The organism is Methylosinus sp. H3A, assembly GCF_015709455.1.
GTDB lineage: Bacteria > Pseudomonadota > Alphaproteobacteria > Rhizobiales > Beijerinckiaceae > Methylosinus.
This window is the reverse complement of the sequence record NZ_JADNQW010000005.1, coordinates 3,528,910-3,550,693: the sequence shown is the minus strand read 5'-3', so window position 1 is coordinate 3,550,693 and position 21,784 is coordinate 3,528,910. Positions and strand designations below refer to the sequence as shown.

General features: G+C 65.9%; 26 protein-coding genes and 1 tRNA gene. 9 read left to right on the top strand and 18 right to left on the bottom strand.

Annotation, left to right across the window (positions count from 1 at the left end; translation table 11 throughout):
* Positions 1-54: 54 nt before the first annotated feature.
* The gene (locus tag IY145_RS19420) at positions 55-1,161 is read left to right on the top strand and encodes a peptidoglycan-binding domain-containing protein (RefSeq protein WP_196409713.1); all 1,107 of its coding nucleotides are present in this window, start codon (positions 55-57) and stop codon (positions 1,159-1,161) included.
* A 44-nt stretch (positions 1,162-1,205) separates the two neighbouring features.
* On the opposite strand, the gene IY145_RS19415 is transcribed toward IY145_RS19420, so the two are convergent.
* The 13 genes from IY145_RS19415 to argS all read right to left on the bottom strand — a co-directional run bounded on the left by IY145_RS19415 (position 1,206) and on the right by argS (position 14,229).
* Positions 1,206-1,487, bottom strand: coding sequence for a hypothetical protein (locus IY145_RS19415; protein ID WP_210332694.1), 282 nt, complete (start codon positions 1,485-1,487; stop codon positions 1,206-1,208).
* A 159-nt stretch (positions 1,488-1,646) separates the two neighbouring features.
* Positions 1,647-3,224, bottom strand: coding sequence for a LysM peptidoglycan-binding domain-containing M23 family metallopeptidase (locus IY145_RS19410; protein ID WP_196409711.1), 1,578 nt, complete (start codon positions 3,222-3,224; stop codon positions 1,647-1,649).
* A gap of 171 nt (positions 3,225-3,395) precedes the next feature.
* Positions 3,396-4,079, bottom strand: a complete 684-nt coding sequence (locus IY145_RS19405; RefSeq protein WP_196409710.1) for a protein-L-isoaspartate O-methyltransferase family protein — start codon at positions 4,077-4,079, stop codon at positions 3,396-3,398.
* 7 nt (positions 4,080-4,086) lie between these two features.
* A complete protein-coding gene (surE, locus tag IY145_RS19400; RefSeq protein WP_196409709.1) occupies positions 4,087-4,851 on the bottom strand; it encodes a 5'/3'-nucleotidase SurE in 765 nt (254 codons plus the stop codon).
* Between the two features lie 80 nt (positions 4,852-4,931).
* Positions 4,932-6,323 carry a serine--tRNA ligase gene (gene serS, locus IY145_RS19395; RefSeq protein ID WP_196409708.1) on the bottom strand — a complete coding sequence of 464 codons (1,392 nt, stop codon included), beginning with the start codon at positions 6,321-6,323 and terminating at the stop codon, positions 4,932-4,934.
* Positions 6,324-6,517: 194 nt separating this feature from the next.
* Positions 6,518-7,300 (bottom strand): twin-arginine translocase subunit TatC, encoded by a 783-nt coding sequence (gene tatC / locus IY145_RS19390; RefSeq protein ID WP_196409707.1) that lies wholly within the window; start codon positions 7,298-7,300, stop codon positions 6,518-6,520.
* On the bottom strand, positions 7,297-7,734 hold the full coding sequence (locus IY145_RS19385; protein ID WP_196409706.1) for a twin-arginine translocase subunit TatB: 438 nt from the start codon (positions 7,732-7,734) through the stop codon (positions 7,297-7,299). The genes tatC and IY145_RS19385 overlap by 4 nt, the downstream gene beginning before the upstream one ends.
* Positions 7,735-7,776: 42 nt before the next feature.
* Positions 7,777-8,031, bottom strand: coding sequence for a twin-arginine translocase TatA/TatE family subunit (locus IY145_RS19380; RefSeq protein ID WP_196409705.1), 255 nt, complete (start codon positions 8,029-8,031; stop codon positions 7,777-7,779).
* 190 nt (positions 8,032-8,221) lie between these two features.
* Positions 8,222-8,962 (bottom strand): SMC-Scp complex subunit ScpB, encoded by a 741-nt coding sequence (scpB, locus tag IY145_RS19375; RefSeq protein ID WP_196409704.1) that lies wholly within the window; start codon positions 8,960-8,962, stop codon positions 8,222-8,224.
* Between the two features lie 42 nt (positions 8,963-9,004).
* Positions 9,005-9,841 (bottom strand): ScpA family protein, encoded by an 837-nt coding sequence (locus IY145_RS19370; protein WP_196409703.1) that lies wholly within the window; start codon positions 9,839-9,841, stop codon positions 9,005-9,007.
* 139 nt (positions 9,842-9,980) lie between these two features.
* Positions 9,981-11,000 (bottom strand): beta-N-acetylhexosaminidase, encoded by a 1,020-nt coding sequence (nagZ, locus tag IY145_RS19365; RefSeq protein ID WP_196409702.1) that lies wholly within the window; start codon positions 10,998-11,000, stop codon positions 9,981-9,983.
* Between the two features lie 4 nt (positions 11,001-11,004).
* Positions 11,005-12,363 (bottom strand): SPOR domain-containing protein, encoded by a 1,359-nt coding sequence (locus IY145_RS19360; protein ID WP_196409701.1) that lies wholly within the window; start codon positions 12,361-12,363, stop codon positions 11,005-11,007.
* Between the two features lie 87 nt (positions 12,364-12,450).
* Positions 12,451-14,229, bottom strand: a complete 1,779-nt coding sequence (gene argS, locus IY145_RS19355; RefSeq protein WP_196409700.1) for an arginine--tRNA ligase — start codon at positions 14,227-14,229, stop codon at positions 12,451-12,453.
* A gap of 220 nt (positions 14,230-14,449) precedes the next feature.
* Here argS and IY145_RS19350 point away from each other — a divergent pair, with 220 nt between their 5' ends.
* Positions 14,450-14,692: a DUF1640 domain-containing protein gene (locus IY145_RS19350; protein ID WP_196409699.1), complete on the top strand. Its 243-nt coding sequence runs from the start codon at positions 14,450-14,452 to the stop codon at positions 14,690-14,692.
* A 27-nt stretch (positions 14,693-14,719) separates the two neighbouring features.
* Here IY145_RS19350 and IY145_RS19345 read toward each other — a convergent pair whose 3' ends face one another.
* Both IY145_RS19345 and IY145_RS19340 read right to left on the bottom strand, forming a co-directional pair.
* The gene (locus IY145_RS19345; RefSeq protein WP_196409698.1) at positions 14,720-14,941 is read right to left on the bottom strand and encodes a hypothetical protein; all 222 of its coding nucleotides are present in this window, start codon (positions 14,939-14,941) and stop codon (positions 14,720-14,722) included.
* 71 nt (positions 14,942-15,012) lie between these two features.
* Positions 15,013-16,197, bottom strand: a complete 1,185-nt coding sequence (locus IY145_RS19340) for a deoxyguanosinetriphosphate triphosphohydrolase (RefSeq protein WP_196409697.1) — start codon at positions 16,195-16,197, stop codon at positions 15,013-15,015.
* A 114-nt stretch (positions 16,198-16,311) separates the two neighbouring features.
* Between IY145_RS19340 and IY145_RS19335 the strand changes: the two genes are divergently transcribed.
* From IY145_RS19335 to IY145_RS19320, 4 genes are all read left to right on the top strand, one after another.
* Positions 16,312-16,656 (top strand): iron-sulfur cluster assembly accessory protein, encoded by a 345-nt coding sequence (locus IY145_RS19335; protein WP_196409696.1) that lies wholly within the window; start codon positions 16,312-16,314, stop codon positions 16,654-16,656.
* A 32-nt stretch (positions 16,657-16,688) separates the two neighbouring features.
* Positions 16,689-17,585 carry a sugar kinase gene (locus IY145_RS19330; RefSeq protein ID WP_196409695.1) on the top strand — a complete coding sequence of 299 codons (897 nt, stop codon included), beginning with the start codon at positions 16,689-16,691 and terminating at the stop codon, positions 17,583-17,585.
* A gap of 90 nt (positions 17,586-17,675) precedes the next feature.
* Positions 17,676-17,751: transfer RNA gene (locus tag IY145_RS19325), tRNA-Asn, on the top strand.
* Between the two features lie 66 nt (positions 17,752-17,817).
* Positions 17,818-18,144 (top strand): polyhydroxyalkanoic acid system family protein, encoded by a 327-nt coding sequence (locus tag IY145_RS19320; RefSeq protein WP_196409694.1) that lies wholly within the window; start codon positions 17,818-17,820, stop codon positions 18,142-18,144.
* 3 nt (positions 18,145-18,147) lie between these two features.
* Here IY145_RS19320 and IY145_RS19315 read toward each other — a convergent pair whose 3' ends face one another.
* Positions 18,148-18,480 (bottom strand): DUF1153 domain-containing protein, encoded by a 333-nt coding sequence (locus tag IY145_RS19315; protein ID WP_246722108.1) that lies wholly within the window; start codon positions 18,478-18,480, stop codon positions 18,148-18,150.
* Positions 18,481-18,688: 208 nt separating this feature from the next.
* Here IY145_RS19315 and IY145_RS19310 point away from each other — a divergent pair, with 208 nt between their 5' ends.
* Positions 18,689-19,063, top strand: coding sequence for a hypothetical protein (locus IY145_RS19310; protein WP_196409693.1), 375 nt, complete (start codon positions 18,689-18,691; stop codon positions 19,061-19,063).
* Here the strand turns inward: IY145_RS19310 and IY145_RS19305 are convergent.
* Positions 19,057-19,533 (bottom strand): response regulator, encoded by a 477-nt coding sequence (locus IY145_RS19305; protein WP_196409692.1) that lies wholly within the window; start codon positions 19,531-19,533, stop codon positions 19,057-19,059. The two genes, IY145_RS19310 and IY145_RS19305, sit on opposite strands and share 7 nt — an antisense overlap.
* Positions 19,534-19,673: 140 nt before the next feature.
* Between IY145_RS19305 and IY145_RS19300 the strand changes: the two genes are divergently transcribed.
* A complete protein-coding gene (locus IY145_RS19300) occupies positions 19,674-20,792 on the top strand; it encodes a sensor histidine kinase (RefSeq protein WP_196409691.1) in 1,119 nt (372 codons plus the stop codon).
* Positions 20,793-20,837: 45 nt separating this feature from the next.
* Entirely contained in the window at positions 20,838-21,545 is a 708-nt protein-coding gene (locus IY145_RS19295; protein ID WP_196409690.1) for a glutathione binding-like protein, read from the top strand.
* A gap of 6 nt (positions 21,546-21,551) precedes the next feature.
* Here IY145_RS19295 and IY145_RS19290 read toward each other — a convergent pair whose 3' ends face one another.
* On the bottom strand, positions 21,552-21,701 hold the full coding sequence (locus tag IY145_RS19290; RefSeq protein WP_196409689.1) for a hypothetical protein: 150 nt from the start codon (positions 21,699-21,701) through the stop codon (positions 21,552-21,554).
* Positions 21,702-21,784: the final 83 nt, after the last annotated feature.

Sequence of the window (21,784 nt, the reverse complement as noted above, 5' to 3'; positions counted from 1 at the left end):
GCCGCCGCTTCGCTGCTCGCGACAAGGACGCTCTCGTTCGAAAAGGACTCCATTATGGCCCAGCATGTTCTCATGAAATTGTCGAATGGCGGCTGCTCCTGCTGCGATCCTCCGTCCGCGCCGGGCATTGCGATCGACGGCTCCGTCGGCCGCGGCGGGCGCAATCTTCCCAATGACGTCCGCACCATCCAAGCCGCCCTGAACAATGTGAGCTCCGCCGATGGCGGGCCGACGTTGAAGCTCGCGGTCGACGGTTTCGTCGGACCGCTCACCATCGCGGCGATCGAGAAATATCAGACACGCAAGCTCGGCTGGGCGGATGGCCGAATCGATCCCGACGGCCCGACGATTCATGCGCTGAACGGTCAGAGCTCCGGCGTGGCGGCGCCCGCCAAAGGCGGCGCGGCGCCCACGCCGCCGCCCAAAGCCACGGCGGAGCAGAACGCCAAATTCGTCGAGCGCATCGGCGCTTTGCTGCCGCGGGCGCGACACTGGATATCGATGGCGCAGCTCAATATCGACATGGCGTCCGACTTCGTGCGTCGCGGCCCGCCCGGCCGCAGCGACCCGTTTCCCTCTCTGCACGACATCGGGAAATCGCAACTCGGTCTCTTCGACAAATATTTTCACACGGGAAAACATTCGAACGAGACCAAGCTGCAGCAGCTGCACAAAGCCAAGCGCATCTATGATTCGATGAACACCGTCATCACCCATTCGCTGCTGGAGGCGCCGATGTTCGGCTGGGGCGTCGGCTATTTCCAGCCGGACCCCGCCGACGGAACGCTCGCCGCGCTCAATTATGTCGCCTACACTTTCTACGGCGGCTGGCAGGCGCGCCGCCCGGACGGCCGGCCGCGGCTTTCCGGCGACGACAATTACAAGGGCCGCAAGGATCTGCGCGAGGACACGATCTTCTTTCCGGTCGGGCAGCTCTTGACGAAGACCGACAATTACATGCTCGAGACGATCCTTCACGAGCTCGCGCATTTCGTCGGCCCCGGCGTGAAGAGTCCCGACCGCATCGGCGACCACACTTACGACACCAAGGCCGATTTTCTCACCGTGAACAATTGGACGGCCCTGCATACGGCCGAATGCTACGGCTATTTCGCCGCGGAATCGGCTCTGCGCAGCACGATAACCATACCGATCCACTGACCTCGAGAGGCTCGATCGACCGAACGCAAACGGTCGATCGACGCTTATTTCGACATGCAGGCCTTGATGTCGCTCGAGGCCTTCATCGCCTCGAATGTGTCGGCGCAGAATTTTTCGAGGCTCGGGCGCAGCTCGGGATTGGAGGCGTTGGCGCGCAGGCTCATCGCGCCCTCGAGCAGCTCCTTCTGCGCGGCGTGAATATTGGCGCGCGGCAGCTCGACCGAGCATTCCTCATAGCGCTTCAGCAGCGCGTCGCAGATCGGAATGCCGGTCGGATCGACGGCGAGCGCCGGCGTGGCGAAAAGGAGAACCGCTGCGAGAGACATGAGATATTTCACTGCCGAATTTTCCCTTATCGCCCAACCCGGCCGTCCCTATAGAGGCTCTGGCGCAAAAAGAAAACGGGCGACGGGCGCTCGCGCGGCCCGTCGCCCGACTCTGGCGCTGTGTCTCGCGAACGCCCGAGATTCCTTCGCGAAAGGCCGTCACAGCCCCGCGAGATAGCCGGTCGGATCGACCGGCGTCGAACCTTTGCGCAGCTCGAAATGCAGCTGCGGCGAGCCGACATTGCCGGACTGGCCGGATTTGGCGATCGTCTGGCCGCGCTTCACCTGGTCGCCGCGCTTCACATCGAGCTCGCCATTATGGGCGTAGGCGGAGACAAAGCCATTGGGATGGCGGATCAACACCAGATTGCCATAGCCCTTGAGCTCGCTGCCGGCGTAGGCGACGACGCCGCCCTCGGCCGCCTTCACCTGTGTGCCCTCGGGCACGGAGATATTGATGCCGTCGTTGCCGCCCGAGTTGAAGCCCTGGATGATGCGGCCGCGCGCCGGCCAGCGGAACTCCGGACGCGCGTCGGCGCTCGCCTGGGTGGAAGCGGGCGAGGGCTTCTCCTCGGCCTGCTGCGGCGGGATCGAGGCTGTCGGCGTCTTGTCTATGTTGCGCTGCGCCTGCGGCTGCGGGGCCGGAGCGGCTTCGGCGAATCTCTGCGGCTTCTCGACCTGCGGCGCGGCGCGAGCGATCTCCTTCGCCGGGGCCGGCTCGGGCTTCTTCTTGGCCGACTTCTCGGCGCGGACCTCTGGCTCCGGCTTGCGGGCGGGCTCCGCCTGGGCGAGCTTGCGCTGCGGCTCCGCCGGCTTCGCCTTGACGGGCTCGGGCTCCTTCGTCCGCTGCGCGAGCTGCGCGCGGGCCGGATGGGCCTCCGCCTGTTTCGGCGCCGGAGCGGGCTTCGCCTGAACAGGCGCCTGCGCGATCTGCCTGGGCGCGGACTTCACCGGCTGCGCCTCGGCCTGCTTCGGCGCGGGCTTCGCCTGCTTCGCTTCGATTTGGACCGGAGCCTGGGCCTGCTTGACGGGCGCCGGATGCGGACGCTCGGCGACCGCCTGCCTCACCGGCGTAGGCGCAGGCTCGGGTTCGGCCATCGAGGTCTTTTTCTTCGGCTCGACCAGTTTCCTGGACTCGACCGGATTTTTGGACTCGACCGGAGCGGCCGCCCTCTCCGTCTTGCGATCACGCACATCCGCGCCCTTCGCCGCCGGCTGAGGCTGCATCTTGGGCTGCACAGCAGCATGGACGGGAGCCGGAGCGGCGACAGGCGCCGCGGCAGCGGAGGCGACGGAGGCGCGATAGATCGGGATCACCAGCCGGGAGCCCGGATGCACCTCGGCCGCTTTGCCGAAGCCGTTGACGCGCAGCAACGCGTCGACCGGCACGCCATAGCGGGTGGCGATCACGCCGGCCGATTCGCCTTCTGCGACGACGACGGGCGTGCCGCCCTCGGCGCTCCAGTGATTATAGGCGCCCGCGGCGCGGGCCGGGGCGGGAGCCGGCGCAGCGGCGATGGGCGCGGGGGCCGCGGCTGGCGCGCTCTGGCTCACCGCCTGCGGCGGGGCGAGCGGGCGCTGCTCGACGACGCTGCGGCGCACGGGATTGGTCCCGGTCGGCGCGCGATCGACGCGGCCCACGGGCGCGGAATCCTGGAACGGATTGGTGAAAGGATCGGCGAAACGGGAAGCGTCCGAACAACCGGCGAGCAAACCGGCGGCGCCGGCTGCGAACATGAGCCGCTTAGCGACCCGCGATAGAAAAACACGACGCTCAATTGCCATGACGCGACCTACACTCGAACGCGATCCTCACTGGCGTTCATCTAGCCATAGGCCGGTTAAGGGAGCGTTTAAGATGAATGCGGGTTCACGCGCGCCTCGCGGATTTTAGGTAAATACGCACGCTCACAGAGCCTTGGCGCGCCCGGCGAGCGCCGCGCCGAGCCGGCAAGGGCCGAGATCGCTGTCCGTCCACAGCGGCTCGCTCTCGCGATGCGAGAGAAAAAGCCGCTCTCCCGGCCGGGCGTTCTCAGAAACCGGCGCGTCGAAACGGCCGAACACCGCCGTCCCGCCCAGCGCCAGCGCGGCCAGGACCGCATAGGGCGGCTCCTGAAAAGACATGTGCAGAATGACGCGGTCGAAATATCCGCGCGTCTCATTCGCTGCGAGGCCGTCGCCGAAGAAAACCTCGACATTGCCGCGGCCGAGCTCGGCGAGCCGCTGGCGCGCCTCTATCGCCAGCGTCTCAAAACGCTCGATCGTCACCACCTCGCGCGCGAGCCGCGACAGCACCGCCGCGCCGAAGCCGGAGCCCGTACCCACCTCGAGCACGCGATGATGCGGCTCCAGCCTCAGAGCCTCGAGCCTGCGCGCGAGATCGGCGGCCGCCGGCATGGTCTGGCCGCAGCCGATCGGCAGCGACATGTCGCGGGCGGCGAGATCGCGGAAGCGATGCGGGGCGAACAGCTCCCGGGGCGTCGTCTCGAAGGCGCGCATGATGGAGAGGTCGCGCACGCCGGCGCGCCGCAATTGCAGGAGAAGCGCCGCGCGAGCCTCGATCGACTGTTCTTCGCCGGCGCGCTCCTCCATTTGGCCCCTATTCGAAAGCGGCGGAGAGCCGCGTCAGCGTCGGATGGTCGGTGAAATCGAGGCGCAGCGGCGTCACCGAAATTTTGTTCGCCTCGACCGCCTCGAGATCCGTGCCCGGCCCCGACGTAAAATTGCCGCGGCGGAAGCATATCCAATAATAGGGAATGCCGCGACCGTCCTTGCGGTCTTCGATATGCATCAGATCGTTGGAGCGCTGGCCCTGCATGGTGACGGCGACGCCCTTCACATCCTCCGGCGTGCAATTGGGAAAATTGACATTCATCAGCACGCCCGGCGGAATGCCCGCCGCGACGAGCTTGCGAATGATATCCGCCGCATGCGTCTCGGCGCAGGCCCAATGAATATGCTGGCGGCCGGCGAAAAAGTCATAGACCTGCGACAGAGCGATGGAGGGAATGCCGAGCAGCGTGCCCTCTATGGCGCCGGCGATGGTGCCCGAATAGCTGACGTCCTCGGCGAGATTCTGGCCCGAATTGACGCCGGAGAGGATGAGGTCCGGCGGCTTGTCGGCGAGCAGCTTGCGCACGCCCATGATGACGCAATCGGTCGGCGTGCCCTTGACCGCGAAATGCCGTGAGGAGATTTCGCGCAGGCGCAGCGGATCATTGATGGAGAGCGAATGCGCGACGCCCGATTGCTCGCTCTCCGGCGCGACGACGAAGACATCGTCGGTGAGGCTGCGGGCGACTCGCTCGGCGAGCGCGAGACCCGCGCCGTGAATGCCGTCGTCATTGGTGATGAGAATGCGCATATGCTCACAAACACTGATCGCTGGCGATTCCTTCTCCCACTCGTGGGAGAAGGAATCGCGCACCTAGATTACGCTAAGGGCTACCTCGCCGCGGCGATTCGCTCCAGTCCGCCCATATAGGGGCGCAGCGCTTTCGGCACTGTGACGGAGCCGTCGGCCTCCTGATAATTCTCCAGCACGGCGACGAGCGCACGGCCGACCGCCACGCCCGAGCCATTGAGCGTATGCACGAAACGCGTCGCCTTGCCCTCGGCTGGGCGGAATCGCGCATTCATGCGCCGCGCCTGGAAATCGCCACAGACCGAGCAAGAGGAAATCTCGCGATATTTCCCCTGCCCCGGCAGCCAGACCTCGAGGTCGTAGGTCTTCTGCGAGGCGAAGCCCATGTCGCCGGTGCAGAGCGTCACCTTGCGATAGGGCAGATCGAGCAATTGCAGCACTTTCTCGGCGCAGCCGGTCATGCGCTCATGCTCCTCGAGCGATTGCTCGGGCGTGGTGATGGAGACGAGCTCGACCTTGTAGAACTGATGCTGGCGGATCATGCCGCGCGTGTCGCGCCCCGCCGCGCCCGCTTCGGCGCGGAAGCAATAGGTGCCGGCGGTGAAGCGCAGAGGGAGCTGCGATTCGTCGAGGATCGATTCGCGCACGAGATTGGTGAGCGGGACTTCGGCGGTGGGGATGAGCCAAAGGCGCAATCCAGACAGCAAGGCGGCCAAACGCAAATCAAATTCTTTGGCAGGAAACGCTCCGTTATCAAACTCAGCCAAAGCTTGTTTCATTGCCTCCGGAGCAAAAGTGATGTTGCTTGCAGAGAATTGATCTTCTCTGAACTTCGGCAGTTGCGCCGTGCCGAACATTGCGTCGTCGCGCACCAGCAGCGGCGGCGCCACTTCCGTATAGCCGTGCTCGCCCGTATGCAGATCGAGCATGAATTGCGCGAGCGCGCGCTCGAGCCGCGCGATCCCGCCCTTGTTCACGACGAAGCGCGCGCCCGAGAGCTTGGCGGCGCTCTCGAAATCCATGAGCTTCAGGCCTTCGCCAATGTCGAAATGCTCTTTCGGCGGATAGTTGAACTGCCGCGGCGCGCCCCAGAGCAGAACCTCGACATTGTCGTGCTCGTCCTTGCCGTCCGGCACTTGCTCGAGCGGCGTGTTGGGGATTTCCGACAGCGCCTTGTCGAGCGCGGCGCTCGCCTCGCGCTCGGCCTGCTCGAGCTGCGGGAAATCCTCCTTGAGCTTGGCGACTTCCGCCTTCAGCGCCTCGGCGCGGGCGGCGTCCTTCTCGCGCATGGCGAGGCCGATCTCCTTGGAGGCGGCGTTGCGCCGCTCCTGCGCCGCCTGCAGCGCCCCGATCGCCGTGCGGCGCGAATCGTCGAGGGCGAGCAGTCGCTCGGACAAAGGCTCGAGGTTCCGGCGGCTGCGGCCTGCGTCGAAAACGGCGGCGTTATCGCGAATCCATTTGATGTCGTACATGAGAATTATTCCGCCGCTGGTGCGAGGCCCTCATCCGACCCCGCTTCGCGGGGCCACCTTCTCCCGGAACGGGAGAAGGAGCGCGCACCTTGTTTTCGCGAAACGTCGGCCGCTCCCTTCTCCCCTTGCGGGAGAAGGTGGCCCGGCATAGCCGGGTCGGATGAGGGCCCTTCTCTCGCATGCGCGAGAAGGGGTCAACCCGCGGCCTGTTGTCCCTCGGCGGCGGCGCGCTTCTTCTCGATCCAGCGCACGGAGATGATCGAGGCCTCGTAGAGCAGCAGCCCCGGAATGGCGAGCGCCAGCTGGCTGAACACATCGGGCGGCGTCAGCACCGCCGCCACGATGAAGACCAGCACGATCGCATAGCGGCGCTTCTCGGCCAGGAATTTCGACGAGACGATGCCGATCTGTCCGAGCAGCGTCAGCGCCACCGGAAGCTGGAACACGACGCCGAAGGCCAGCACCAGCGTCATGATGAGCGAGAGATATTCGGACACGCGCGGCAAAAGCTCGATCTGCGCCTTGCCGGGCTCATTGGCCTGCTGCATCGAGATGAAGAAATGCAGCAGATTGGGCATGACGAAAAAATAGACGACGAGCGCGCCCAGCGCGAAAAAGACTGGAGTCGCGACGAGATAGGGGCGGAAGGCCTGGCGCTCGTGGCGATAGAGGCCTGGCGCGACGAAAGCGTAGACCTGCCCGATGACGATCGGACAGGAGACGAAGGCCGCCATGAACATCGCCACTTTGATCTGGGTGAAGAAATACTCCTGCGGAGCCGTATAGATCAGCTTGGCCTCCGGCCCCGCCGCGATCGTATAGGGAACCACCAGAAGATTATAAATGTCCTTGGCGAAGAAGAAGGAGAGAATGAAAGCGCCCAGAAAAGCCAGAAGCGCGCGGATGAGCCGCTCGCGCAGTTCCATCAAATGCTCGATCAGCGGCGCCTTGGTGGCGTCTATGTCGGCGTCGGTCATTTCGGCTGACTTTCGGGAGGCGTGGCGGCTTCACTCGCCGGCTCCGGCGCAGGCGCGGCGTCGAGGACGGCCGGCGCTTCGGGCGCGGGTTCGACAGCCGTGCTCTCAGGCTCGCCGGTCTGCGTCGCAGCCGGCGGACCTTCGATAGCGCCGACGATCTGCTCGCGCGCCTCTTTGAGCGGATCGAAGGCGACGTCCTTGCCGACGCCCGCGAAGGCCGAATCGACCTCGCTCTTCAAATCCTTGTGGACATCGGCGATTTCGGCCTCGCGCATCGCGTCCATGAACTGGCCCTGGAACTCGGCCGCCATGCGTCGCATGCGTCCGGTCAACTGGCCGATCTGCCGCAATACGCGCGGCAAGTCCTTGGTCGGAATCGCGACGAGCGCGACAATGCCGATGACGATCAGCTTTCCGGGATCGAGATCGAACATGGTCTCTTCTGAGCCTGCGCTCGGTCGACGAAAAAAGTGGCGTCAGGCCTTCTTCGCCTCGACCGGCTTGTCGTGAAGGTCACTGGCGTGGGCATGGTTCGCGAGCGGCTGATGGTCCAGAGCCTTCGCCGGCTCCTCGGTCTTCGCCTCGGAGTCGTCGTCGGCGAGGCCCTTCTTGAAGGCCTTGATGCCCTTGGCGACGTCGCCCATCACGTCGGAAATTTTGAAGCGCCCGCCGAACAGGATGAAGGCCACGCCGCCGACGATAATCCAATGCCAGATCGACAGACCGCCCATGGCGCAAACCTCCACTCGTCTTCGTGGCCGGCGAGGCCGGCCGAAACTGTCCGGAACCTAGGACGGCGGACGCGCAAAAACAAGTTGGATCGCAGGTTCGCGGGTCGATTTCTCCGACCACGCCGATAGGATTTCACCCGCCCATCCGAGGCTTCGCGCGCAGGCGCGGCGAAGACGCGCGACGCGCCCCCTATTCCTCGAGCGCTTCGGGCTCCTCCGGCGCGTCGGGCTCCTGCAGATAATCGAGCTCGAGCGCCGCCTCGGCGTCCCCTTCCAGCGGCTCCTCGTCCTCCTTGAGCGATGCGTCGTCGGTCGGCTGCGGCACGTCGAAGCCCTTGGGCAGGCGGCCGTCGAAGAGGCCGGCGCCCTTCAATTCCTCCAGGCCGGGCAGGTCGCCGATCTGCTCGAGGCCAAATTGCATGAGGAAAGAATCGGTGGTGCCATAGGTCAGCGGCCGGCCGGGCGCGCGGCGGCGTCCACGCAGGCGAATCCATCCGGTCTCCAGCAGCACGTCCAGCGTGCCCTTGGCCACGGCGACGCCTCTGATGTCCTCGATCTCGGCGCGCGTCACCGGCTGGTGATAGGCGACGATGGCGAGCGTCTCCAGCGCGGCGCGCGACAGTTTCCTCTGCTCGACCTGCTCACGGGCCAGCACCCAGCCGAGATCGGCCGCGGTGCGGAAGAACCATTTGCGGCCGACCCGGGTCAGCGTCACGCCGCGGTCGGCGTAATCCTGCTTCAGCCGCGCCAGCGCGGCCTCGACATCGGCTCCGTCCGGCAGGCGGCGGGCGATTTCGGTTTCGTCGAGCGGCTCGCTGGCCGCGAACAGCAGCGCCTCGGCGACGCGGGCGGCGTCGCGCAACGCCTCCTCCTCGCGGGCGAGCGTCGCCTCGTCGTCGAATAATTCGATGGGTCGCAAGGCTTGCGCCAAATGATGTCTCCCTCGCCTTTGGACCACGAGCCTTCAGGCTCGCTACTCCGAGGCTTCGCCGAGCGAGCCTGAAAGCTCGCGGTCCAGTTCCGTTTCCTCGTCGCGCCGCCGCAGCCAGATCGGCGCGAAGGCGCGATCCTGGCGAATGTCGAACCGTCCTTCCCGCACCATTTCCAGCGAAGCCGAAAAAGACGAGGCGCGGACGGTGCGCGCCGTTTGAATATCCACACAATAATCCAACAGATAATCGTCGAGCGCGGTCCATTGGGCCGCAATTCCGGCGAGCCGCTCGAGCGTCTCGCGCGCCTCCGCCAGCGACCAGACGTTGCGCTGGCGCAGCGTCACCCTGGACACGGCCTGCTTCTGGCGTTGGCGGGCATAGGCCGAGAGCAGATCATAGAGGCTCGCCGTGAAGGTCGAGGCCGTCCTGGTCTCCACTCCTTCCGGCCCGCCGCGCAGAAACATGTCGCGGCCGAGCCGCGCTCGCTCCTGGAGCTTGTCCGATGCGGCGCGGATCGCCTCGAGCCGGCGCAGCCGATCGGCCAGCGCGGCGGCGAGATCGGCGGCGGAGGGCTCCTCGCCGGTCTTGGGCTGCTCCGGCAGCAGAAGCCGCGACTTCAGATAAGCGAGCCAGGCCGCCATCACCAGATAATCGGCGGCGAGCTCCAGGCGCACGCGCCGCGCCTCCTCGACGAAGGCCAGATATTGCTCGGCCAGCGCCAGAATGGAGATGCGCGCCAGATCGACCTTCTGCCGGCGCGCGAGCTCGAGCAGCAGATCGAGCGGGCCCTCGAAACCGTCCACATCCACGAGGAAGGCGGGCTCCGCCTCGGCGCGCTCATGTTCGCCGGCGATGTCGAAAGCCAAATCCTGCGCCATCTCGCCTCACGGCGTCCTCTCACGTCCCCGCCCCTCGCCTCCCGTCATTGCGAGAGGCGAAGCGACGAAGCAATCCACAGCCGCGGTGCGGGCTCTGGATCGCTCCGCTCCGCAATGAAGAAGGGAGAGATTGGGCCGATCAGACGCCGGCCGCAAGAGCCGCGTCGAATTGCCGGGCGCCGTCCACAGGATCGAAATCCTCGGGCGCGGCGATTCGCGCCAGCGCCGCGCGGGCCCGCACCAGCGCGCGGCCGGCGAGATCGCCCGCCCCTTCGGCCACCGCGCGGGCCTCGACGAGCGCGCCATTGCAATGCAGGACGATGTCGCAGCCGGCCGTGATCGCCGCCTCGGTCCGCTCGCGGAAACCGCCCGAGAGCGCCTTCATGGATATATCATCGGTCATCAGCAGGCCGTCGAAGCCGATTTGCCCGCGGATCACGCCTTCGACCACGAGCTTGGACAGCGTGCCCGGCCGCTCGGGGTCGATCGCCGTATAGACGACATGGGCCGTCATGCCGAGCGGCAGATCGGCGTCGGCGCGGAAAGGAATGAAGTCCTGCGCCTCCAGCTCGGCGCGCAGGGCGTCGACGACGGGAAGCTCGAGATGGCTGTCGGCCCGCGCCCGGCCGTGGCCGGGAATATGTTTGATGACCGGCAGCACGCCGCCGTCGAGCAGGCCCTCCGCCGCCGCACGGCCGAGACGGGCGATCTCGGAAGGCGCGCGGCTATAGGCGCGGTCGCCGATGACATTATGGGAGCCGTCCACGGGAACATCGAGCACCGGCAGGCAGTCGACATTGATCCCGACCTCGCGCAGATCATGGGCGATGAGCCGCGCGCCGAGCCGAACGATCCGCGCCGTCTCCTCGGGAGCGAGGCCCAGCTTCTCGAAGGCGGCGGCGGACGGATAGGCGCGCCAGACCGGCGGCCCGAGACGCTGGACGCGCCCGCCCTCCTGATCGACGAGGATGGGGGCGTCGTCGCCGAGCGCCTCGCGGATTTCCGCGGTGAGGGCGCGGAGCTGCTCGCGCGAGGCGACATTGCGCTTGAACAGGATCGCGCCCCAGGGCCGCGCCTCGCGCAAGAAGGATTTCTCCTCCAGCGAAAGGGCGAGGCCCGAGCAGCCGCAGATGAAAGCGCGGGTCACGGAGCCGCTCATCCCCTCAATTGGCGGCGACGAAGCAGGAGCCGCCCGACGCCTTGACCTTCTCGCAGACGCCGACCGCCGCCTCGCGGCTCATGCCGGCCGCGCGCACGCGATAGACGGATTTCTCGCCGACTTTGGCGAGGCGGAAGCCGAGCCGTTTTCCGCCGAGCTGCGCGCTGTATTTGGAATTCACCGTCTGCATCAGCCGGCGCGCTTCGTCCTCCGAGCCGGCGGCGCCGAATTGCACGGCGAAACCGCCATTGCCGGCGGGAGCGGCCTCCGGCGCGGCGGGCTCGATCGCCGCGGTCTGCTCGGGAGCGGCGGCCGGCGCCGGCTTGGGACGCGGCGGCTGGGCGACGCGGGGCGTCGTCGCGGGCTTGGCCGGGCTCTTGGGCGTCGCGGTCGGCGGCTCGGCCGCGGGCTCGACGGCGCTCGGCCTGGCGGCGAGCGACGGCGGCCGCGCCGGGGGCGCCACATTGGCCGGCGCCGGACGGGCGATCGCCGGCGTCGGCGCGTCATTGTCGATGACGGTGCCATCCGGCCGCACGGAAACGGTTTTTACACGCCGCGGCTCCGCGCCATAGGGATTATTGGCGCCGCCGGCGGGAGCGGGCTCGTGCGGCGCGTCGACCGGCGTATCGCCGAGCTTGACGACGCGGATGGCCGCCGCCGGATCGACGGGCTGCTCCTGCTTGGAGACGACCTTTTTGACCGGGGCATTCTGATTGCGGTCGAGCACGGCCGCGCCGCGCTGGGGAGCCGCCGCCTCGGCGACGGTGGAGGGCTGCACCTTGGCCGGGCCCTCCGGCGCTTTGATGGTGGCGAGCTCTTGCGGCGCGACGACGCCGCCGCGATGGCCCAAGGCCAGGCCGACACTCACGGCGCCGACGCCGGCCAGCGCGACGACCGCGTGCCAGGGCCGCAGCCGATCGCGCAGCGCGCCGAAAAAGCCCTTCCGTTCCGGCGGCTCGTCATAAGGCTCGTCCACCTCGACGCCATAGTCGAGATAGTCCTGCTGCTCCTGATGCGGCCATTGGGTCTCGGCGGGGGCGCGCACGGCGTAATAATCATCCGACTGCGACTGTTGCTGCGCCGCCGGCGACATGGGCGGCAAGGCGCCCCGCAGCTCGGTCGTCTCGAAAACGTCTCTATTTCCCACGGACGGCTCCCGGCGCTGCGGTTCGGCGAACACCTTCCCATAAGGGTCGGCCGCGGCCGCCGCCTCGTCGCCGTGCAACAGCCGCGCCAGCTCGGCGAGCGGATCGCTCTTCGCCTCGGCCTTGCCCGGCTTCTCCGCCTGCTGCTCGCCGCCACGCAGGCGCCGCTCGAACTCGCTGATGTCGATGGAAGGCCCTCGGGCCGTCGCCTCGCGCATGATGCACCTTCCTGCTCACTTCCCGACGGACGCTTCGTCGCCCTTCCCGGACGCGAGCGCGCGCCGCACGCTCTAGCGCCGGCCGCGTCACCGCATCTCGTCGGGGGCGCTCACGCCGAGGAGTCTCGAACCCGACGCCAGGACGCAAGTCAAAGAAACGACCAGCGCCATTCGCGCATAGGTCGAATTTCTATCATCTGCATTAACAAAGCGTAATTGTGGCCGATCTTTGCCTTTGTTCCAATGGGAATGGAAGACGCTCGCCAGATCGTAGAGATAGAAGGCGATTCGATGCGGCTCATGGGCCGCCGCCGCCGATTCGATCAGCCGCGGATATTGGGAGATCGCCTTGGCGAGCGCGATTTCGCCTTCGTCCTGCAATAGTTCCAGAGGCGCGGCGGCGAGCGCCTTCGCCGAGACGTCGAGATCGGGAAAAGCGCCCAGCGCCTGCCGCACCGCCGATTTGGCGCGCGCATGAGCGTATTGCACGTAGAAGACGGCATTGTCCTTCGATTGCTCGATGACCTTGGCGAGATCGAATTCCAGCGGCGCGTCATTCTTGCGAAACAGCATCATGAAACGCACGGCGTCGACGCCGACCTCGTCGACCACCTCGCGCAGAGTGACGAAATCGCCAGAGCGCTTCGACATTTTCACCGGCTCGCCATTGCGCATCAGCTTCACGAGCTGGCAGAGCTTCACATCGAGCGTGACCTTATTGTCCGAGAGCGCGGCGACGGCGGCGGACATGCGCTTCACATAGCCGCCGTGATCGGCGCCCCAGATATCGACGAGAGTCGTGAAGCCGCGGTCGATCTTCGATTTGTGATAGGCGATGTCCGCGGCGAAATAGGTATTGGAGCCGTCCGACTTCTTCAGCGGCCGGTCGACGTCGTCGCCGAAATCGGTGGAGCGGAACAAAGTCTGCTCGCGGTCCTCCCAATCATCCGGCAATTGCCCCTTGGGCGGCGGCAGACGGCCGTCATAGACGAGACCGCGCGCGCGCAGCTCGTTTATCTCCTTGTCGATCTCTGAGAGCCCATTGATCTTCTCATGCAGCGTGCGCTCGGAGAAGAAGACCTCATGGCGAATGTCGAGCGCGGCGAGATCGTCGCGGATCATCGCCATCATCGCGTCGATCGCCGCACGCTTGACCGGCTCCAGCCATTCGCTCTCGCTCTTGTCCAAAAGCTCGCGGCCATATTGCTTCGCCAGAGCTTCGCCGGCGGCCTTCAGATAGTCGCCCGGATAGAGGCCCTCTGGAATTGTGATCGTCTCGCCGAGCGCCTCGCGATAACGCAGGAAGGCGGAGCGGGCGAGAACATCGACCTGCGCGCCGGCGTCATTGATGTAATATTCGCGCGTGACCTCTGCTCCGGCGAAGGCCAGGAGATTGGCGAGCGCATCGCCAAAGACCGCGCCGCGGCCATGGCCGACATGCATCGGCCCGGTCGGATTGGCCGAGACATATTCGACATTGATCTTGGCCGTGAGCGCCCCCCTGCCCTGCGGCCTGCCATAGGCTTCGCCGCCGTTCAGCACGGCGCGCAGCACATCGGCGTAGAGGCTGGGCTTCAGGCGGATATTGATGAAGCCCGGCCCCGCCACCTCGGCCTCGGCCACATTGGGCAGATCGGCGAGCGCCGCCGCGATCTCGACCGCGAGCTGGCGCGGATTGGCGAAATTGGCCTTGGCCTCCTTGGCGAAGACCATCGCCGCATTGGTGGCGAGATCGCCATGGGCGGCGTCCTTGGGCGGCTCGACGACGAAACGCGAATAGTCGAGCGTCTCCGGCAGGCGCCCGGAGGCCTTGATGGAATCGAGAATGGCGGCGATGGCGGCGTGGAAGTCGGAGAAAATGTTCATCGAGGGTCCGGGCCGAAGGGGTTCCTGAGCGGCGGATTAGCAGAATGGCGGCCGGAACGCATCTTTTCCCATTGCCGCCGCTTCGGGCGGCAATGGGAAAAGATGCGTTCGGCGTCACCCGCGTCGTCGCAACGAGCCATCCTCGTGGCCCGCAGCATTTTTCCTGCTATCTTGCCCGCACCATCGTCCCCGAACATATATTCGGCCACCAGGGCCCTGAATGAGCAATTCCGTTCCGTTCGACACATTGAAATTCGTCGAGAAGCTCGAAGCTGGAGGGTTCACTCACGCTCAGGCAAAGGCTGCGGCCGAGGCCTTCGCGGAAGCGACGACCGATATTGCTTCGGTTCGGTCCGACATAGAGATCGCCAAGCGCGACCTGAAGATATGGTTCGGCGCGGTCATGGTCGTCGCCGTCGGCGTCATTCTCGCCGCGATCCGCTATCTTCCACATGGAAATTGAAGCGCGGGCCTACGATTTTTTCGCCGCTCACTCGTCTATGCTCCAGCTCGCGAGCTCCTTTCCGGCGCTGTCCAATATGCGGAAGCCATGCGGCAGGGGCTTATGCGTGCGCTGAACGATCACATTTGCAAACAGTGACTTGGCGTGCGTGACGGCCTTATGCACGTCGCTGATGTCGGTGTTCATCCGGTCGATGACCTGAGCAATCGCCCCCTCTGGAGCGACGCCGACGAATTCGATGACGAGCATGGGAGCCTCCCGGTCAGAACCAGGAGGTCGGGCGCGGGTGAGGCTCCGTCAAGGCGCGTTGCGGTCCGCCCTCAGCCGAGCGACATTTTCTCGCCGAACAGCTTGCGGTATTCGCCGAGCGCATAGCGGTCGGTCATGCCGGCGATATAGTCGGCGACATGGCGCGCCCGGGCGGCGCCCTGCTCCCCGCTCGCGAGCTCGGCCCATTCCGGCGGCATTTGCGCCGGATCGTCGAAATAGACCGGGAATAGCCGCGAAATCACCTGTTCGGCGCGGTCCCAGACGCCCACCACCTTCTCGTGCCGATACATATGCTGGAAGAGGAAGGCCTTGATCGAGCGGTCGGCCTCGGCCATGGGCGGCGAAAAGGCCACGGTCGCGACGCCGGCGCCGCGCACATCGGCGACGCTGCCCGCCGAGACCAGCCGCAGGCGCTTCTCCGACTGGATGATGGCGTCCTCGACGAATCGGGTGATGACGCGCCGTCCGAGCTCGTGAATGACGCGGGGACGCTCGAGCGGGCCATAGACAGCCCTTATCTCGTCCAGCATCACGCCGATGAAGGGCACGGCGGCGATATCGTCCAGCGAGAACAAGCCGGCGCGCAGCCCGTCGTCTATGTCATGGGCGTCATAGGCGATGTCGTCGGCGAGCGCCGCCGCCTGCGCCTCGGCCCCGGCGAAAGTGTCGAGCTCCAGTGGAAACAGCGCGTCGAACTCCACCACATAGGGGGCGAGCGCCCGATTCGCGCGCGGGCCGCGCACAGGGCCATTGTGCTTGACGAGGCCTTCCAGCGTCTCGAAGGTGAGGTCCAGCCCGTCATAGCGGGCGTAGCGGCGCTCCAGCAGCGTGACGACGCGCAGCGCCTGGGCATTGTGGTCGAAGCCGCCATAGACCTCCATGCAGCGCTGCAGCGCATGCTCGCCGGCATGGCCGAAGGGCGTGTGGCCGAGATCATGGGCGAGCGCCACCGCCTCGGCGAGATCCTCGTCCAGGGCCAGCGCCCGGGCGAGCGCGCGGGCGATCTGCCCCACCTCTATCGTATGGGTCAGCCGCGTGCGGAAATGATCGCCGTCGAGCGGCACGAAGACCTGAGTCTTATGCGCGAGGCGTCGAAACGCCGTCGAATGGATGATGCGGTCGCGATCGCGCTGGAACTCGCTGCGCGTCGGCGAGGCCGATTCGGGAAACAAGCGCCCGCGCGAGGCCGCGGGATCGCTGGCGTAAGGGGCGCGGCCGGAAGCGGGGATCGCCAATCGTCGGCTCCTGTCATTGCAAGGTCGCGCGAGCGGCCATATCTTGGTTTCGCATATCCCGGCCGCGCGGCGCAGCGCAAGGGACGAGGCCGGGAGAAGGAAGGCCGTGTCGAAATGAGCGAATCCGGGACGATTGCCAAAGTGGAGATGAGCGAGCGGGCCGCCAAGCGCGTCCTCGCCATTCTCGCCGGCGAGGAGGCGGGCGCGGCGTTGCGCCTCGCGGTCGACGGAGGCGGCTGCTCCGGCCTGCAATACGCCTATTCGGTCGAGACCGCGCCCAGGCCCGAGGACGTCGCCATAGAGCGCGACGGGGCGAAAATCGTCGTCGATCCGGTCTCCGTCACTTATATCGCCGGCGCGCGCATCGATTATGTCGAGGATTTGATGGGCCAGTCCTTCCGCGTCGAGAATCCGAAGGCGACCGCCTCCTGCGGTTGCGGCTCGAGCTTCTCGGTCTAAATCCGGCGCGCCCTCCTTTTCGGAGCCCTGGCTTGCAATCTCTGTTCATCGGCCACTCTTATATCGACGTGACCATGCGCACGCATGTCATGCCCAAGGGCGACGAGAAGGATGTGGCGGAGGATTACGCCGTCTCCTTCGGCGGCAATGCGGTGACAGCCGCCTTCGCCTGCGCCAAGCTCGTCGGCGAGGGCGTCGATCTCTTGACCCAGCTCGCGCCCGATTGGCTCGGCCATATGTTCATGGATATGGCGGCCACCTATGGGATTCGCGTGCATCCGCGCCGGGTGCGGCGCTCCTCGCTGTCCTTCGTTCTGCCCAAGGAGGGCAAGCGCGCGATCCTGCGCGCCCGCGACGGGAATTTCCTCGAGGAGTTCCCGCGTCTCGACACGGCAGGCCTGCGCGCGCTGCACAGCGACGGGCATATCGCCGACGCCGCGCTCCATTACGCGCGCGCCTGCCGCGAGATCGGCGCGCTGACCTCGCTCGACGGCGGCGCGCTGCGGCCGGGCATCACCGAGCTGCTGGAGTTCATCGACGTCGCCATCGTCGCGGAGCGGCTTTGCGAGCAGATGTCGCTTTCGGAGGCGGACATGCTGGCCTTTCTCAAGAGCAAGGGGTGCCGAATCGGCGGCGTCACCAATGGCGAGAGGGGAATGCTCTGGTACGACGAGAGCGGCGAGGTGCAGCGCCTCCCCTCCCTGCCGGTGCCGGCGGAGCGAATTGTGGACACATCGGGCGCCGGCGACGTGTTCCACGGCGCCTATATGGCCTCCTATCTGGAGCGGCCGGAAGCGCCCTGGCGCGAGCATTTCCGTTTCGCGCGGGCGGCGTCGGGCTTCAAGATCCAGCATTTGGGCAATGAGGCGGGCCTGCCGTCCCAGAATGACATAGTAGCGACACTCGCGCTTTTTCCGCCTGCCGATTGAATGGCTTGTGGAGAGTCCGGAAGGAAATCCGGAAAGGTCGCGAACAGGGCTTGGCAAGAGTGCTTAGAGCTTGCTATATGCCGCCACCGTTCCCCGATAGCTCAGCCGGTAGAGCAAGCGACTGTTAATCGCTGGGTCGCAGGTTCGAGTCCTGCTCGGGGAGCCAGCCATCTCCTACCGCCCTGTGAAAGCCGGCCCTCGGCGCCTAGATTGGCGGCACGGGAGCCTCGCCATGCAAAAAACCATTGTCGTCACCGTCTCGCATGATCTCGGAGTCGAGACCGCGCGGGCGCGCGTCGCCGCCGGACTCGACCAGCTGCGACGGGACTATGTGGACAAGCTCGCCCATTCCGAGGTCGCCTGGACCGAAAATGCCGCCGATCTGAAGGTCGTCGCCTTCGGCCACGCAATGCAGGCGCGCATCGACGTGCTGGCCGATTCGCTGCGCATAGAGGTCTTGCTGCCGTGGATTCTCGCCGCGCTCACCGGCCGCATCCACTCCACGCTCGCCCATAGAGCCGGCGAGGCGCTGCAGATCGAGCGCAAGCCGAAGGGCTGACGTTCAGCGCTTGCCGGCGGCCAGTCGCGCCGCGCGGCGGCGATAATATTGCAGCCGCGTCGTGCGCAGGCCATCGACGCCATGACGATCGATGAAACTCGCCCAAGCCTCGAACTCGTCTCTGGTGAGAGAATAGCGCCGACAGACGTCGTCGAGCGAAATCAGCCCGCTCCGCACGGCTGCGACCACCTCGGCTTTGCGACGCACCACCCAGCGCGTCGTCGCAGGCGGCAGGCTCGCGAATTCGAAACGCTTCTCGACGCCGGCGTCATTATCGCCGATCGGAGCCGACGTCGTCACAGGATCAAGCGTCGTCATAGGACCAAGCGTCGTCATGGCGCCGCTCCAAAGAAGACCATCCGCGCCACATTGCGGAAACGGCTTCCCGCCGAGGCGGGAATCGCGAAAGATTTCCAGCAAAGGTTGAAGAAAGTCTTTCGGCGCAGCGACGCGCGACATGCGAGCTTAACCACATCCGTCCGAGCGCCGACCTTTCGAGGCGTCATGGTCTAGACTGGGCTTCGATTCGAAATCGGAGACGTCCATGCCGAAAATCTCGCTCGCTGCGACGATCGTCGCCAGCGTCGCGCTCGTGACCTCAGCCGCGGCGGAGCCGTTCGGCGCCGGACGCTTCGACGAGCCGGGCGCCCGGCCCTCGCCACGCGCGCGGGCGGCGGAGGAGCGCCGCGGCGACTTCTGGGAAGGACGCGACCACTCTCCCGAGCAGCGCAGCCGCCGGCGTCATAGGCAGCCTCCTCCGCCCGGCCAGAACGCGGGCGGCTACCCTTACGCTTACGGCGCCCCGAATGGCGGCTATTGGTACGGCGGCGGCTATGGCGGCGACTACGCCAATCCCCCGCCGCGCCCCGCGCCGCCGCCATCGCCGCGCGGACTGCACGACGGTCTCTGGTATTACTGAAGCGTCGGCGGCGCCACGCCCTCGGCGCTGCTGCGGCGCTCCAGCGCCGAGCTCACGATCTCCAGCGCGATCGCCAGAAGCGCCTCGGCGTCATTGGGCTTGACGAAAACCTTGTCCGCGCCGGCGCGCATCGCCTCCTCGTGAATGGAGGGCGCGGTGGAGGTCGTCAGCACGAACACCGGCAGATCCTTCAGCAGCAGCGAGCGGCGCAGCGACTTCAGGAATTTGACGCCGTCGAGCCGCGGCATGTTGAGGTCGAGCACCAGCACGTCCGGAAGCTTGTCCGTGATCTCCTCGCGCGAGACGAGAAAGATCGCGTCCAGACCATTGTCCACCTGCTCGCATTCAATGTCGCGCTCCAGTATGGAGCGCACGGAATCGAGGGCCCGCTTGAACAAGAAGACGTCGTCCTGATCGTCCTCGATGATTAAAACCCGGCAGGCCCGGTTCTTCGTCTCGACAGCGGACATCACAATCCCCATCTTCTCGATTGCGCTCGTTTCTCCGACGCTGTTTTCCTGAAAATAGGATGCGGCCGCGCCGCGCGCAGCCAACGAGAGCGATTATAGCGCGCGCGACAAGATTATAGCGCGTGACGAGGGGTGCGAGGATGAGCTTCGACAGCATAGGCGAAGACCACTTTCGCCTGGCGGTGGAATCGGCGCCCGCCGCCATGATCGTCAGCAGCGCCGACGGACGCATCCAATTCGTCAACGCGGAGACCGAGCGTATGTTCGGTTATCGTAGCGACGAACTGATCGGAAAGTCCATCGATATTCTCGTCCCCGCGCGCATGCGGGCGGGCCATTCCTCCTTGCGCCAGAGCTTCTTCGCTCATCCGAGCAGACGGCCGATGGGCGTCGGCCGCGATCTCAAGGCGACGCGCCGCGACGGCAGCGAGTTTCCGGTCGAGATCGGGCTCACGCCGATCGAGAGCGAGAGCGGTCCCATCGTGCTCGCGACCGTGCTCGACATCACTGCGCGGCGCGAGGCCGAGAATGCGCTGTCGCAGCGCGCGGCGGAGCTCGAGCGCGCCAATGAGCGGCTCGCGCAATTCGCCTATGTCGCCTCGCATGATCTGCAGGAGCCGTTGCGCAAGATCGCCGCCTTCTCCGACATTCTCGAGCACGCGATCTCCAGCGCGAATGAGACCGACATGACCTACGCCAACAGCGTCATGCGCTCCTCCGCGCTGCGCGCGCGCGAGCTCGTCGACGATCTCTTGACCTATTCGCGCGCCATCAACGACGCGCAGAATGTCCAGGAGCTCGATCTGCGCGAGGAGATCGAGCTCGCGGTCGACGATTTCTCCGAGACGGTCGCGGAGACCGGCGCAAGCCTCCGCATAGACGCGCCGCATGTCGCCTTTCGCGCCGATCGCTCGCAATTCGCGCGGCTCACGCATAATATCGTCTCCAACGCGCTCAAATATCGCAAGCAAGATCGCGCGCCCGACATCGTCATCCGGGCGACGCAGAACGAGCGTGAGATCGTCATCGCCTTCGCCGACAATGGCATCGGCTTCGAGAGCAAATATGAGCAGCTCGTTTTCGAACCGTTCAAGCGCCTGCATCCCAAGGGCCGATATCCCGGCACCGGCATCGGCCTCGCGATCTGCAAATCCATCGCCGACCGCCACGGCTGGCGGCTCTCCGTGGCGTCGCAGCCGGGACAAGGTTCGACTTTCTATGTCGCAATTCCGATGGGAAAAGTCGGCAATACCGAGTAGATAGGCGCTCATCGACGCCTATTCGTCCCGACACGGAGCCCCGGCATGATCGACCTCCACTATTGGCCCACGCCCAATGGCCACAAGATCACGATCTTTCTCGAAGAGGCGGGAATCGCCTATCGGATCGTCCCCGTGGACATCTCCAAGGGCGAACAATTTGCGCCGGCCTTTCTCGCCATCTCGCCCAATAATCGCATGCCGGCGATCGTCGACCATGCGCCGGCAGATGGCGGCGCTCCGGTTTCCCTGTTCGAATCCGGCGCCATTCTCGTCTATCTCGCCGAGAAGACGGGCCACTTCCTGCCGGCCGATCTGCGCGGTCGCGCGCGCGCGCTGGAATGGCTGTTCTGGCAGGTCGGCGGGCTCGGGCCCATGGCCGGGCAGAACCATCATTTCCGCAATTACGCGCCAGAGAAGATTCCTTATGCGATCGATCGCTATGTGAATGAGACCAATCGCCTCTATGGCGTGCTGGATCGGCGGCTCGCGGGGCGCGACTTTCTCGCCGACGATTATTCGATCGCCGACATGGCCGCCTATCCCTGGATCGTTCCCTATGAACGGCAGGGACAAAATCTCGACGATTTTCCCAATGTGAAGCGCTGGTTCGAGGCGATCCGCGCGCGGCCGGCGGTCGAGCGCGCCTATGCGAAAGGCGAAGCCCTTTCCCGCCCGCGCGAGGGGTTCACGGAGGAGGAGCGAAAAATCCTCTTCGGCCAGACGGCGGCGAGCGTCCGCGACGCCGGCTGAGCGCGCTCACTCGCCTTGTTTTTTCGCCTCGCGCGCGAGACGCCGCTTCTTGTTCCGCCAGGACGCGAAGAAGATGACGGCGAGAAAGACATTGATGGCGAGAACCCATTTGTCGCTCCACGACAGATGGCTCCAGATCGTCTGCAGATAGGACAATTCGCTCTCCCTTTGCGGGCGCTCGCCGCCCGCTTTTTCTCGTTTTGGCCGCCGCAGCGGCGCAGGTCTGGAATTTACGCGCA

Coding starts and splice junctions, on each gene's coding strand:
- IY145_RS19300 (WP_196409691.1), top strand. CDS start 19,674: ATGAGCTTCGACAGCATAGGCGAAGACCACTTTCGCCTGGCGGTGGAA.
- IY145_RS19335 (WP_196409696.1), top strand. CDS start 16,312: ATGAGCGAATCCGGGACGATTGCCAAAGTGGAGATGAGCGAGCGGGCC.
- IY145_RS19295 (WP_196409690.1), top strand. CDS start 20,838: ATGATCGACCTCCACTATTGGCCCACGCCCAATGGCCACAAGATCACG.
- IY145_RS19380 (WP_196409705.1), bottom strand. CDS start 8,031: ATGGGCGGTCTGTCGATCTGGCATTGGATTATCGTCGGCGGCGTGGCC.
- argS (WP_196409700.1), bottom strand. CDS start 14,229: ATGAACATTTTCTCCGACTTCCACGCCGCCATCGCCGCCATTCTCGAT.
- IY145_RS19310 (WP_196409693.1), top strand. CDS start 18,689: ATGCCGAAAATCTCGCTCGCTGCGACGATCGTCGCCAGCGTCGCGCTC.
- IY145_RS19345 (WP_196409698.1), bottom strand. CDS start 14,941: ATGCTCGTCATCGAATTCGTCGGCGTCGCTCCAGAGGGGGCGATTGCT.
- IY145_RS19385 (WP_196409706.1), bottom strand. CDS start 7,734: ATGTTCGATCTCGATCCCGGAAAGCTGATCGTCATCGGCATTGTCGCG.
- serS (WP_196409708.1), bottom strand. CDS start 6,323: ATGTACGACATCAAATGGATTCGCGATAACGCCGCCGTTTTCGACGCA.
- IY145_RS19350 (WP_196409699.1), top strand. CDS start 14,450: ATGAGCAATTCCGTTCCGTTCGACACATTGAAATTCGTCGAGAAGCTC.
- surE (WP_196409709.1), bottom strand. CDS start 4,851: ATGCGCATTCTCATCACCAATGACGACGGCATTCACGGCGCGGGTCTC.
- IY145_RS19420 (WP_196409713.1), top strand. CDS start 55: ATGGCCCAGCATGTTCTCATGAAATTGTCGAATGGCGGCTGCTCCTGC.
- IY145_RS19415 (WP_210332694.1), bottom strand. CDS start 1,487: ATGTCTCTCGCAGCGGTTCTCCTTTTCGCCACGCCGGCGCTCGCCGTC.
- IY145_RS19305 (WP_196409692.1), bottom strand. CDS start 19,533: ATGTCCGCTGTCGAGACGAAGAACCGGGCCTGCCGGGTTTTAATCATC.
- tatC (WP_196409707.1), bottom strand. CDS start 7,300: ATGACCGACGCCGACATAGACGCCACCAAGGCGCCGCTGATCGAGCAT.
- nagZ (WP_196409702.1), bottom strand. CDS start 11,000: ATGAGCGGCTCCGTGACCCGCGCTTTCATCTGCGGCTGCTCGGGCCTC.
- IY145_RS19360 (WP_196409701.1), bottom strand. CDS start 12,363: ATGCGCGAGGCGACGGCCCGAGGGCCTTCCATCGACATCAGCGAGTTC.
- IY145_RS19370 (WP_196409703.1), bottom strand. CDS start 9,841: ATGGCGCAGGATTTGGCTTTCGACATCGCCGGCGAACATGAGCGCGCC.
- IY145_RS19410 (WP_196409711.1), bottom strand. CDS start 3,224: ATGTTCGCAGCCGGCGCCGCCGGTTTGCTCGCCGGTTGTTCGGACGCT.
- IY145_RS19320 (WP_196409694.1), top strand. CDS start 17,818: ATGCAAAAAACCATTGTCGTCACCGTCTCGCATGATCTCGGAGTCGAG.
- IY145_RS19315 (WP_246722108.1), bottom strand. CDS start 18,480: ATGACGACGCTTGGTCCTATGACGACGCTTGATCCTGTGACGACGTCG.
- IY145_RS19405 (WP_196409710.1), bottom strand. CDS start 4,079: ATGGAGGAGCGCGCCGGCGAAGAACAGTCGATCGAGGCTCGCGCGGCG.